The following is a 12,634-nucleotide window of genomic DNA, read 5'->3' as shown; positions in this document are numbered from 1 at the left end:
AATACAACCTAATCTAGCTTACAGCGGATTACCAAACCCAATCACTCATAAGTAGAACAATATGGACGATAAACTTGAGTTTTATTTAGATGCAAAAGACATCTTATCTCAACCTACCAGTTGCCAAGCGCAAGGCGACTATAAAAAGGCACTGGAAAAAGAAATCACGGAACATCGAATAGCGAAAATGGAAATTTCGCCTTTACGTGGCAATTATGATCTCGACCACCTCTCTAAAATCCATGAAAAAATCTTTGAGCATATTTACGATTGGGCTGGAGAAGTGCGTCTGGACGACATTTCTAAACGTGCGATCGACCCGAACGGTAATTATGAAATCGGTCATTTCCTAGATAAAAACCTGATCCCTGATGAACTGAATAAGTTCTCACAGGCGGTTAAAGAAAAAGACCACCTGAAAGGTTTGGACAAAGACCAGTTTGTGCAAGAGTTCACTCAGCTTTATGCCAAGTTAAATGAAGCTCACCCTTTTGAAGAGGGTAACGGTCGCGCTGCAAAACTGATGATGAACCAGCTGGCGAATGATGCTGGTTACACCATGGTATATAGCAAGGTCGCCGTATCAGATTGGAACTATGCGTTTAAACGTTCACTGACAGATCAAGAGCTTTATGTCGGTGAAAACTATGAAAACCTAGAACCGATGGAACAAGACCTCTCTTACCTTTTAAAAGTCATGGACAGTATCATTGAACCATACGATCTAGTCCTGAAGCTTGAAAATACGGAAGAACAAGAGCAAGAACAGGAAAATGACCAGGATAAATCAAATGATGATGATTCACCGAGTTACGGATAATTAGATTAATCCGTATACGATGGCTTTTAATTGATTAAAAGATTCTTGAAAAAAGAATCTTTTTTTTTTGAGAAAAATTTCTAATGAAGTGACTCAGATTAAAATAAAACCTTAGGAAAATATTGTCCGAAACTTGGAGATGAATAATGAATAACGCAGCACATCAATTTGCAAATAAAGTGGTCGCTCAATACCAATTTACAAACGGAAGTGATTCAAGTCTGAATCATTTAATTATCGGCAACAGCACCGCAGAAATTATCGACACCTTAATTTATATGCTTTTCTCAAGCCATGCTGAAACCTATGACGATGGCGTTGTTTGGTTTAAATCAGTGGACGCAATTAATGTTGAGAAGTCTTACATTACTTACAACAGTCGAGAAAGCTGCATTTTTGCTTATTTTGTGTTTGATAAAAATCCATTAATGCTGAAAACAACCGCATTGCATATTGATAATGTTTGTTACTTTGGATGTGAAAGTGACACCACCAATAAAACCATCGAATTTTTAGAAAAATTCAAAGTTCGTGTATCCCTTGCTAAAGAGTGCCACAAGTTCAAATTCAATACTGAGCATCATGAAACCTTGATGCATGAAACCATTAAAACCTTAAAAACTATCTATGAAGAACATAACGACATGGATGCCGAAAAGTTATCTCAACACCATGACACAACTCATTTAGTTAACACATTTCTTGCTTAACCGTACACCATACAATAAACAAAACCCGAAAAAGGATATAACAATGCTATTAGGCGCTTTAAAACAATCTCTAAGCTCAGTCATCGACATGAACCGCTACACCGCCCTTTGCTCACATGTGGAGGGTGAAAACTTGCCGTTATGCGCTCAATTTCGTGTACTTAAATATATCTTTGGTGAGCATGGTCTAAGCGCACTTAAAAATTACAAAGAAGTTGAACACATTGACGAAGCCTTTTTGAAAAAACACTTCCTACGCATGATGAACTATGACTTTGAAGCAGTCATATACCTTGCTATGGTCGGCATGCGCGAACTTATCTTAGAAGCTGATGCTTTTGACCATGACGGCGAACAAAACGCCCAAAATGAGCTTAAACAAGCATTCCAATACGTTTCAGAAAATGACGTTCGTAATTTTGCTTATGTCACTCACATGGGCTATTCAGAAAAGTATTTCAACTGGAATATCATTCGCCACCAGTCTAAAGATGAAGCGGATAATCCCCTCACCTTTTGGTTATTTAAGAATGCAATGTATTCACTATTTTTCAACTTAGCCAATCGGAAATAATGCCCCAACTCATTAAGAGTATTTAAGTCCGAACTTAAGTACTCTTTTTTTTTGCATTAGAAAAATAGACCGGTATATACGCCGTCTAAGCATGGCTTAAAACGTATACGATGATTTTAATTGATTAAAAATATTTCAAATATCCATTACGTGTTTTAGGTCGGTTAATTAATTCCAATAAAGTTATTCATTAGTATTTTTTAAATAAAATGGTTCTATCGAAAGCAATTGCTTAAAACTTGGAGTCCTGTAATGAATCAACTTGATAAGCTAAATCATTTAAAAAATATCATCAAGCAAGTACCACATGAGCGTTTTGATCTGGATTTATGGCGCACGATCCCTGGTACCGACAATATGACTTTTGCTCAACTTATAAATAGTGATGCTAATTGTTGCGTCATAGGTTGGGCGACAGCTGATGAAACATTTAAAAGACTTAACTTCATGATGTTAGACGGCGTTCCCCTTTATGCACCATTCCGTGCGAATACTGGTGAGCCATTCACTTATGAAGAACTCAAAACAAATGTTGTTTATCGCGGTTCTGAAGCAGTACGTGAGTTTTTTGGACTCAATTATGAAGATGTCGATCATATTATTTTTGACAGCAACTACGCTTTTGAAGACCGAATCAAAGACGAGATTATTCATCATATCAACCAAGTTATTAATTGCGTGAACATCCGTCCACAAGACCTTGACCACTTGTTATCTAGCTCAATTGTTGCACTGGATAAAGAAGTCCGTGAGTTCACTTTAAATGATGATGAAGTCCGTGAAATATCTGTTGTGGTTGATTGCTTCAATAAGTTTTTCCCCGATGGTGCTTATCTTGAGTTTGTTGCTACGGTCAACGTACCAGGTGATTGTGATCCACTGGAATACATCGCCAGCAATTACAACATTAAAGAGCCATTAGCTTTCGTTCCTAAGCCGAATGAAGCATTAGAAGAATATCTGGAAACATACCCGATCGAACATCTCATGCATAACTGGCAAGAGGATTTCATTTCGCCGTATGACGAAATCATTAATCAACGTTTAACGCATATCGCATTGCAAAATTTAAATAGCGCAAAAGTAGTTCAATAAGGAAACCTACCCATGACAATTGAAAATCCGCAACTCGTCAGTGCCATCAACGAACTTGGCTTTTACTTGCCACAGCAAGTACAACAGATACCGAACACCACAGAAGCCGGTTTTCGTGTGTATGTGATCGATACAGCAAAACATACCAACATCGAGGCACTAATTAGTGCTATTGAGAATGTCAGTATCACTTCACAGCCCTTTTCTTTTCAAGATGATTACGACATGGGCGTGTTTTTTGAGGGATTTAGTTTCTTCTTGCCTATGCTCATTACACAAGACAGTGATGCACCTTTACCACTGTTCTTAATTCAACTGGATTTGTAATTCCAACAGCGGTACGTGCGCCAATATGTACCGCTACCCCTTTTGGCACACCGCCTAAAACTTGGAGCAGATATGAACAAAGCAACGACCGTTGAGCGTTTAGAAAAGCTGATTGAGCTAGTGATCGAGGTCATTCCTGATGAAAGCTTTGATTTCGACATTTGGCGTGATTATGACGCAAGCCATACAGAACAACACACCGATTTCTTTTCAGGTTTCACCACAGAAGAATTGTTAGATAAAAATATTGTAGGATGCCTGATTGGTTGGGCTACGTCTGTCGAGTATTTCCAAAATCTAGGTTTCAATTTTCATGGTTCTGTTGGGCCAATCTTCATGTATGAAAAAATACTCAGCAATGAAGAGCTAAAAGATGCGCCTGTTGTCACTGTACCAGTCGTTTACCAGTGGAAAGCAGTACGTGAGTTTTTTGGCATCACTCAGGAAGATGCTTTGGTGATGTTTAGCTATGACAATTACGACCAGGCCAAAATTGATAAGGACACAATGATTCGATTTATTGAACGCATCATCCAAAAATATAAGTAACCACCGAAACGGCGCAATGCCGTTTTGCTAGACGTTATAACCGCTTACGATGATTTTAATTGGTTAAAATATTTTCAATATTTTTAAATTTTGAGAAAAGTTTTTCCCCTGGTACACCCCTCTATACTTAATCCATAGCAAGCAAGGCACAAAGCCTTAAATCTGGAGTAAGTCGAGTGAATACAGCGCATAAGTACGATGATCAAGTCATCATCCCAACAATAGCCGGGCAACTGGAGTTGCTGTCTGGTACCGATCTAAACAAAGAACTGGCTGAGCATGTTTTTCATGAAGCACCAGACATCGATCTAAGTATCTATGACATTTTTATTGTCTGCTTAAGTGGCGGTAAGGATTCGATTGCAGCGTATTTGCGCTTACTGGAGGCTGGAGTAGATAAAAGCAAAATTGAGCTTTGGCACCACAAAATTGATGAAGAAAACCAGCCGTTCATGGATTGGGTGTTCATGGAAAACTATACCAAAGCATTCGCTCAGGCATTCGACACACCATTGTACTTCAGTTGGCTCGAGGGCGGTTTCCTTGGCGAAATGCTCAAAGAAAACAGCTACTCAAAACCCCACTTCGTAGAAACACCAGAGGGCTTAATTAAGCTTGAACGCGACAACAACCGCAGTAAAACAGGCACACGCTTGAAGTTCCCACAACAAGCAGCCAGCCTCATGACGCGCTGGTGTTCTTCAGCGTTAAAGATCGATGTCGGACGCAGAGCATTGAACAACCAAGAACGCTTTGACGGCAAGAACATTTGTTTTATCACTGGTGAACGCCGTGAAGAGTCACCAAACCGCAGTAAGTACAACCAGCTAGAACCGCACCCATGCGACCGTAGAAGCGGTAAGAAAGCAAGACGCGTTGACTGGTGGAAGAACGTGCTTCACTTCACTGAAGAGCAAGTATGGGAGTTACTGGAGAAGTACAAGGTTACTCCACCAGTGCCATATCGCTTAGGTTGGGGCCGTAGCTCATGCATGACCTGTATCTTCAACAGTCCTAAAATCTGGTCAACCATCAGCACCTACTACCCTGAACGCGCTCAGCTGATCGCTGGTTATGAACAAAAGTTTGATTGTACGATCAGTCGCTCAAAGATCGATGTCGTCAGTCTGAGCAATGGCATTGAGCCATTCGACATTCAGGATATGGAAGCACTGGTACAGTCCAAAATTGAAAGTTATTACCTACCAGTGTTCACGGATAACTGGACGGTTCCACCAGGCGCATTCAACAAGGAGGGTTGTGGATCGCTGTAAATTAGGGTGCCATTTGGCACCTTTTTAGGATGAAAACCGCAAGCGATGTTTTTTAATTGATTAAAAATGGTTTGGAATAATTTTGTTTTTGAATAAGTTTTTGACACCACCTGTCAGCATAAAATGATTTTAAACCAATCAATATGAGATGATGTTTATGACAACTTTAAACGAAACAATGCAAAAGTTCTGTAAAGCTAAGGCAATGATGACCTATTTAATGTCTGATGATCCTATCATTGATGAATCTGTCAGCCGTTACGAAAATTGGGCATTGGCTTATGACCTTTTTGTGAGTATTGGGCATCTGGATCTAGAACAAGTTGAGCAGATCTGGAATGAAAAAACCCATACCAATTTTGTGCTTTGGGGTGTAGTTGGTGAATGTTCAATAGAAGAAATTGTATCGTATGTGACAGAAGAATATGACGCTCAAGCTGTCACACTGGCGCAGATTAATGAATTACAAGACGGTAAAACACTGGCAGAAATCTAAAATCAACCTAAGGAATGAGTTATTAATTAAGTATTAATAGCTCATTTTTTATTGTCTGAAACTATACAACTACCACCTTGAATCATTTTCACAAGCATCGCCATCGCCGTCACCATCCATCATGGTATCTGGGCAGTTTTTCACAAACCAATCAGCTTCTTCTTTAGATCGCATTTGAGAGCAATGCTTACGACCATCGCACTTATAGGCTACTGGCTTTTGATATATAGCATTTGTAGTTTGATTATCTTTATATAGATATTTCTTTAATTGAATGCTACCTAGATATGCCACCCCAATAGCTATGCTAATAAAAATTATCCATAGATATAGTGGCAATGATTTTTGCTTGTCATGCGTTTGTTCATGGTCGGAATAGTAAACATGGATTGCCCTATTTTTATTTTCTTTTTTAACTACCTCGAAATAGACCTCTCGACCTACTATTGGCTGTTCGCCTTTCTGAAAATCCTTAATATGGAAAAATACATCACCAAAATTACTCGTAGATATAAAACCAAAACCACGCTCATTATTATATTTTTTAATTGTTCCTGTTAGTACCACCTAAAACCCCAAATATATATTAAAAGCTATATTAATTATATTTGTTAAACCTAAATAAATACTATCTTTTTTTTAAAAAATAGTTTTAAGGTTTATGGATTTATTATAATTAAAACATCAAAAGCAATTGCTTAAAACATGGAGTAGCTATTATGAATAATTTTTTCGCTGGTGCTGAAGTCATCACTGTTTTTTCTTTACAAGACGCTTTAGAAGAGGGCGTGATTCTTTGCCTTAGCGATAAAGAAGAACATGCCAAAGATTGCAAACAGTTCTATAAGTTCCCTGTTTATATTACAAGCAACTTGTATAACAAGCACCTGACAGCTGCAAAAGCAATTTTTCCGAATGGTACGGAAGCTGATGCTGAAAAAATCAATGATTTAATGGGATATACCATCTTTGATATGTTGAACATGAGCGTTCGTGGTTCAGTTGCACTTAATGACCAAAGCGTTAAGTTTAAATATGCTCTACAAGATACACCGCATACCTTTTCTGACACCTTAATCACCAATATTGCTACGGTTGGGCCTGGTGTGAATGGTGAGCCTATCATTACTTTTATGATGCCTGAAGACCAATAAACACAACACCTAGCATTGACCAAACAATGCTAGGTTTTTTTGAGATCCGAACGTTCATTGAGAGGTATAAAAAATTCAAATGGCGACTATGAAAATTGACAACCCTGACTTATTCGGCTTTGCAAATATGCAAGAAATAGAACAACAAAGAGAAAAAAACGAATTAAAACGTATAGAAACGATGAAGCTTGTCCGTTGTGACTGGTTTATCGCCGTGACATCTACTGGAGAGCTGTTTAAGTACAGTGAAAAAGTACCAGCAAAATATAAGGCGTTTAAAGGCATTAAATTATTCAAGTGCTGGAATGAAGCTACCGCGGATCTCGTGTTAAATGCCGTAAAAGGCGCAATCAAGCGTGATCATTACGAAGTGCCAGACGTTAAAAAAAGCAAAAAGCTTGCTGTTGATAGTTGGGTAAGAAACATTGATCTAAAGTTTCTACATTTGCCAGTCGGTCAACTCACCAACCTATACAGGGAACATCAGGAGCGTTTAAGACTGAAGCGTGAAAAAGCCAGACTTAAAGAAAATGAAAACACGTATGACGTAGAACCGCACTAATCACACCCACCAGGAATAAGCACCCATAGCTTATTCCTTTCATAAGATGATGGCCGTAAACGGTGTTTTTAATTGATTAAAAATAACTTGAAACCATGAGCCTATCAGCCGTAATACTTTTACTGAAAAGTTATACAGGCCACATGCACCGATATAATGAATACATCAAAGCTCATTGCTTAAAACTTGGAGATACGACAATGCAACTACAAAAATTTAATACTGGTACTGCTAATGTGCGCCACTTGCTACAAAGCTTCACCCAAGCGTATGACGGTTTACCAAGTTGCGTCATCAATGTGATTGGCGTAGCAACCAAAGCAGATCCGCAGTTTATTTTTAACATTGAACTGGATGTCATTTTATTTCACCAACACAAGTCACAAGCCTACTGCATTGAAGTCAATGCACCGTTACAGGTTCAAGCCATCGCAGACGCTCACGAATCATTTAGATTCAGTCCTGATGATTCTCATGCATTGATTGAGGGCGAAGTCATGGATGTGGCGATAAATTTACAACGCCAAGCCATTAATGACATGATTCAATATGATTTGCTGTCAGATGCAGAACTGGAAAAGTTCAATACATGGAATAAAGGTTTCGCCAGTGCATTACTGACAGAATGTTTTGAAGATGTCGCAGATTTTAATGCGCTGCATAGCTCACATTTTATGGCGAACACTGTTTATTTAAGACTGATTGAGTACTTTAAAAACAACCTGTCATAAGAAACCATTAAACAAATAGAGGGAGATCCAATAAAGGTCTACCCTCTTTTTTTTATGCCATTAGATTTAATGACGTATACGATGTTTTTTAATTGATTAAAAAATATTGAAATTTTTCATTGCCAGTTCCATAAGTAATTTGAGAAAAGTTTTTAAGGGATATTTCACAAATATAATTAATTCATACCTAAGCAATTGCTTAAAACTTGGAGTTGAAGATATGAAAAGCGTACTTGATTTTTTTACAAACCGTTCTAAAACATTAAACATTATTGTGAATCCTGAATTAAATACAGGTCATTCCCTTGCTGATTTTTCGTATAACGAAGAATTGCATCAAGACCTTAATGTATTAACGGTTATTCCGCTTGATCATTACGGAAACTTTCTATCTTTAACCCTTGATGATTGGAGCGTTATTACTTCAAAAGTTCAATTCCCTGAGCATCTTGATTTTAATCAATTACTCAGCATTTTTTGGGAAACACAACCCATTTTAGTTGTTACTGACATCGCACGTTCAGAAGTGCATGACAGCGACTTTTTTCAACAAAGCTTGGTCAAGCAAGTCAATCTTGCATATAGCCGAGATATTGCCAGTGAATATGCACCAGAAGATGTTCACTACATCTCTCAATCTTTTGATTTAGATAAGCTGATGCGTTGCGGTGTATATCTGCAAGGTCATTGCTATTCAGCTCATGATTTCGTCATTAACAACCATAACCTATTTGAAAAAGACAGCTTGATTGTGCCTGTTTTTAACATCCACTCGACACAAAAAGAACTGCAACAATTTTTAGTATTTGATCTGCAAGGTAAGTTTTTGGATTGCGTTGTTGGCACTGAAGTTTTGTACTAAGGAATATTGATCATGTCTAAAAAATACTTATTGATTGAATTGAGCTACGAAGCACCAAACAACACCAGTGCTGATGCTGTTTTGCACAATGTCTATATTGATATTAATCACCCTGAAAATCTGGCGATGTTTAGCGAGTCTTGCAAGAATCGCCATGAAATTAATGAAAACCTACCCATTTGCCAGTTAATCACTTCATGGGTTCGATTACTAGGGATCTTCACCATTCTGGACAATACAGATCAGGACAAAGAAACCCCTGTTCTCATTCAACTTGCTGACGGCGGTACTTTATCTATCGATGGTTGGGAAATTCTCGACCAAGAAACCAAAGATAGACGCTTGGCGTTAATGGACATTGAGCCAGATGAAGAACAAGACGTAGACGACCCTATTTTGTTCGCTCATGAGCATTCAGACTCAATCACACTCACCAAAGTCGAAAAGCCAGTAGCAGAAAGTGTATATGTCGCTACGCGTAACTCTTACAGCAACAACTTTGATTTAGTTCTTGAATGTATCTTGAATCCTGAAAAATATTACAGCCTATATCAAGGCTCATATGATGGCACTCATGTTCAAGTGATCCTGAATGACTTGGCACTACTACCATCATGTAAGACACATAAATCAGAAATTGGCGACTATGTAACATGCAATGTACTGGAGCTGTTCAAAGGCTCAATAGATGCGTATGGCGCAGAAAGTGAATTTATTGATTCATTCGTGCAACTCGACATTACACCGTACTTAGATAGCACACTGAAAATGGACTACACCGAATTGCAGTTTAGCTACCAGAGCAACGATCTCATTGCATTTTTTGGGAATGATCCATGTTCTTAACATGGATCTCTATAGAATAGGAGAAAATACAATGTCTGATCATATCTATAATTACATCATCGGCAGAATCGACAAAAGCCGTAAAATTATGGTTCTGGTGAACTACGAATCAAGATCCAATCTGGTGACTCAAGCACAGTTAATGAAAGTCCAATTCCCGAACCTCAATACCTTGAGAATGTTCCTGAATGACTTTGAGCCAACGGAAAAACATGTTATCCATTACTCGAAATACAGTAAAGAAATGCCATCAGGTGCAGATGGATATTTCCTATTTTCAGAACATGACCAACAATGGAATATTTTTGATCCAAAAGTTATAAATCGGTTTGTTCACATACACCAAGAAGCACCAGAGTTCGATAACTACCAAGATTATATCTGTTCTTGTGAAGTCAAAAACTCACCTACACTTAAAGCAAAACATAAAAAACAAGCATTTGTGCAGAAGATGATCTTCACTTCATTGGGTTTTGAGCGTTATTGCCATCATTGCAATGGCTATGAACCACTGGATCGCTTTTATTATCATTCTGATACCAAAACCTATGAAGCAGTTTGCAAGCCTTGTTATGTTCCTCATTACAAGCCTTACAAAATGAAAAAACGTATGACCAGTACGGTTGAAGAATATATTTAATCATTAACTAGAACTCAAAAAGATGGGCGAATTCAAACATGAGGTGCGACAGTTTCAAAAGCCATATGATAATCAACAAGCTGAGCAAATTTCTCTAATGGTGTAAGCCAATCTAACGCCTTTCTAGGACGAGTATTCAGTGACATGGCAACTTGATTTAAATAATGCTGATCTGCCTGATTTAAATCAATCCCTTTAGGTAAATATTGCCTAATTAAACCATTCATATTTTCGCATGTGCCTTTTTGCCAGGGTGAATGTGGGTCACAGAAATATACATCTATGCCTAAATCTTCTTCGAGTATTTTATGTTCTGACATCTCACGTCCACGGTCATAGGTCAACGTTTTACGCAGTTCTGCAGGTAAATATTTCAGAGCTTCAGTTAAAGCCTTGCGCACTGATTCTGCCTTTGCATCAGGTAATGTTGCCAAGATACAGAGCCGTGTATTTCGTTCAATAAGTGTTGCTATCGAACTTTTATTGTCTTTACCTTTAATTAAATCAGCTTCCCAATGACCCGGTATTTTTCTTTCTTGAACTTCGGCTGGGCGCTCATGAATAGTTTTAATATCCTGTAATATAGAATCTTTTTTAGGTTCACCGTTAGCTTTTCGCTTTTTATTTTCATGACGTAGACAGGATAATAAGTCTTTTTTCAACTCACCCTTGGGTAATGCTCGTATCGTTGAATAAATCGTTGTATGGCTTACATTCATTGTTTGATCCAAATCAGGAAATGTCTTTAAACGCTTTGCTATTTGCTGAGGAGACCATAAACAACGGATCGCTTCAACAATAAATTTCCAGAGGATTGAATCGATTTTGAGTTTTCTGTGACCACGTCTACGTCTAGCAAAAGTGTTATCAGAAGCATATTGAGCTTGATAAACGTCATTGATGCTATTTCTTTTAAGCTCACGATAGATCGTACTAGGATGTCTTTTAATAAGTTCAGCAAATTTTCTGGCTGAAAAGCCTTCTTTTCTTGACTCAAGCATTAATGCAGTACGATCTTCAAAGTTAAGATGATGGTATGACAATTTTATATACTCCATAAACCCTTTAAATTAATTAGGTGGTTTATGTCGCACTTCAAGTTTTACTCTGCCAAGTATTTTTAGATAATGCTTGGAATCAATTCAATTCATCAAGTTTTAAAAAATAATTCCTTTTGTCAGGTCTATCATTTTTTAAATGCTTTAAAAATATTTTCGCAGTTTCCTCCGATGCATCCTCTCTTAGGCAACGTTCAACAAAGGATATATCTACAAATTCATCTGCTAACCCAGCACGACCAAGATCTAAAAAATAAATTTCATTGAATTTATCTATAAAAATATTACTATCCGTGATATCGCCATGAGAAAAAACCAATCTTTCTTCAACACGAGTCTCGGTTAACTCATTCCATAGACTTAGGTAAGTTTTATGGTCTCCCCATAATTCAGTGTCAAAATCATCTTGATCTATATCGTCAAGGAGTTGGTTATCAATAAAAAATTTTGACTCTTTTAACCGATGATCAATGTTTGAAATAAATGGACAATCAATAATAGCAATTGAATTTAACAGATTGAGTGCCTCCTTATAGATAGCAAGCAATTCTTGGTCTGTTAAAAAAAGCGCTGAAATTGGTTTTGCATTGATCGCTTTAGTGATCATGAATTCAAACTGCTCATCCTGAAAAGTCATGATGAGTTCAGGCACCTTTAATTTCTCAGAGAGCCAACTCAACATTTTCGCTTCACGAGAGACACTGTATGTGGTCTCTGTATATAAAGTGCTAGATCGCTTAAGAAAAAAAGTTTCATTATTTCGATTAAAAGAATAAACATCCGATGGCGACTGACCAATTTTATTTGGCTCTAAAACGCTGTTTCCGATAAATTGTTGAATAATATTGGGCAATTCCATCAAGTTTTCCTTTTATTCAGCATTAAAAACCCCGCAAATGCGAGGCCTAGTAAATAGATGATCTTAATTTGGTTCAC

17 protein-coding genes are annotated in these 12,634 nt (G+C 37.7%); 14 read left to right on the top strand and 3 right to left on the bottom strand.

Translation table 11 applies throughout. The features are described from left to right. Positions 1-61: 61 nt before the first annotated feature. The 8 genes from CDG62_RS02015 (at position 62) to CDG62_RS01980 (ending at position 5,845) form a co-directional block, all read left to right on the top strand. Positions 62-820 (top strand): Fic/DOC family protein, encoded by a 759-nt coding sequence (locus tag CDG62_RS02015; protein WP_024160753.1) that lies wholly within the window; start codon positions 62-64, stop codon positions 818-820. A 146-nt stretch (positions 821-966) separates the two neighbouring features. Continuing rightward, positions 967-1,530: a hypothetical protein gene (locus CDG62_RS02010; RefSeq protein WP_057694171.1), complete on the top strand. Its 564-nt coding sequence runs from the start codon at positions 967-969 to the stop codon at positions 1,528-1,530. Positions 1,531-1,573: 43 nt separating this feature from the next. After that, positions 1,574-2,104: a hypothetical protein gene (locus tag CDG62_RS02005; RefSeq protein WP_024160755.1), complete on the top strand. Its 531-nt coding sequence runs from the start codon at positions 1,574-1,576 to the stop codon at positions 2,102-2,104. 252 nt (positions 2,105-2,356) lie between these two features. Next, positions 2,357-3,199 (top strand): hypothetical protein, encoded by an 843-nt coding sequence (locus CDG62_RS02000; RefSeq protein ID WP_024160756.1) that lies wholly within the window; start codon positions 2,357-2,359, stop codon positions 3,197-3,199. Positions 3,200-3,211: 12 nt separating this feature from the next. Beyond that, a complete protein-coding gene (locus CDG62_RS01995) occupies positions 3,212-3,526 on the top strand; it encodes a hypothetical protein (RefSeq protein WP_024160757.1) in 315 nt (104 codons plus the stop codon). A gap of 72 nt (positions 3,527-3,598) precedes the next feature. Beyond that, entirely contained in the window at positions 3,599-4,075 is a 477-nt protein-coding gene (locus tag CDG62_RS01990; protein ID WP_005006052.1) for a hypothetical protein, read from the top strand. A 176-nt stretch (positions 4,076-4,251) separates the two neighbouring features. After that, complete coding sequence (locus CDG62_RS01985; RefSeq protein ID WP_024160758.1) at positions 4,252-5,349, top strand: hypothetical protein; 1,098 nt, start codon at positions 4,252-4,254, stop codon at positions 5,347-5,349. A 157-nt stretch (positions 5,350-5,506) separates the two neighbouring features. Further along, positions 5,507-5,845, top strand: coding sequence for a hypothetical protein (locus CDG62_RS01980; protein WP_024160759.1), 339 nt, complete (start codon positions 5,507-5,509; stop codon positions 5,843-5,845). A gap of 69 nt (positions 5,846-5,914) precedes the next feature. Here the strand turns inward: CDG62_RS01980 and CDG62_RS01975 are convergent, their stop codons facing one another. Beyond that, positions 5,915-6,412, bottom strand: a complete 498-nt coding sequence (locus tag CDG62_RS01975) for a cold shock domain-containing protein (RefSeq protein WP_024160760.1) — start codon at positions 6,410-6,412, stop codon at positions 5,915-5,917. A gap of 152 nt (positions 6,413-6,564) precedes the next feature. Here CDG62_RS01975 and CDG62_RS01970 point away from each other — a divergent pair, with 152 nt between their 5' ends. The 6 genes from CDG62_RS01970 (at position 6,565) to CDG62_RS01945 (ending at position 10,640) form a co-directional block, all read left to right on the top strand. Next, the gene (locus CDG62_RS01970) at positions 6,565-6,999 is read left to right on the top strand and encodes a DUF6573 family protein (protein ID WP_005006045.1); all 435 of its coding nucleotides are present in this window, start codon (positions 6,565-6,567) and stop codon (positions 6,997-6,999) included. 79 nt (positions 7,000-7,078) lie between these two features. Continuing rightward, entirely contained in the window at positions 7,079-7,561 is a 483-nt protein-coding gene (locus tag CDG62_RS01965) for a hypothetical protein (RefSeq protein WP_024160761.1), read from the top strand. A gap of 200 nt (positions 7,562-7,761) precedes the next feature. Beyond that, on the top strand, positions 7,762-8,292 hold the full coding sequence (locus CDG62_RS01960; RefSeq protein ID WP_024160762.1) for a hypothetical protein: 531 nt from the start codon (positions 7,762-7,764) through the stop codon (positions 8,290-8,292). Between the two features lie 220 nt (positions 8,293-8,512). Further along, positions 8,513-9,154, top strand: coding sequence for a hypothetical protein (locus CDG62_RS01955; protein ID WP_024160763.1), 642 nt, complete (start codon positions 8,513-8,515; stop codon positions 9,152-9,154). 12 nt (positions 9,155-9,166) lie between these two features. Further along, entirely contained in the window at positions 9,167-10,000 is an 834-nt protein-coding gene (locus tag CDG62_RS01950; RefSeq protein ID WP_024160764.1) for a hypothetical protein, read from the top strand. A 31-nt stretch (positions 10,001-10,031) separates the two neighbouring features. Then, positions 10,032-10,640: a hypothetical protein gene (locus CDG62_RS01945; RefSeq protein ID WP_024160765.1), complete on the top strand. Its 609-nt coding sequence runs from the start codon at positions 10,032-10,034 to the stop codon at positions 10,638-10,640. Positions 10,641-10,672: 32 nt separating this feature from the next. On the opposite strand, the gene CDG62_RS01940 is transcribed toward CDG62_RS01945, so the two are convergent. Both CDG62_RS01940 and CDG62_RS01935 read right to left on the bottom strand, forming a co-directional pair. Beyond that, positions 10,673-11,641: an IS30 family transposase gene (locus CDG62_RS01940; protein WP_012308653.1), complete on the bottom strand. Its 969-nt coding sequence runs from the start codon at positions 11,639-11,641 to the stop codon at positions 10,673-10,675. 136 nt (positions 11,642-11,777) lie between these two features. Continuing rightward, the gene (locus CDG62_RS01935) at positions 11,778-12,557 is read right to left on the bottom strand and encodes an aminoglycoside O-phosphotransferase APH(3')-VIa (RefSeq protein WP_000422636.1); all 780 of its coding nucleotides are present in this window, start codon (positions 12,555-12,557) and stop codon (positions 11,778-11,780) included. Between the last annotated feature and the right edge of the window lie 77 nt (positions 12,558-12,634).

Source organism: Acinetobacter sp. WCHA55 (assembly GCF_002165305.2).
In the GTDB taxonomy this organism is placed as follows: Bacteria; Pseudomonadota; Gammaproteobacteria; order Pseudomonadales; family Moraxellaceae; genus Acinetobacter.
This window is presented reverse-complemented; position numbering and strand designations above follow the sequence as displayed.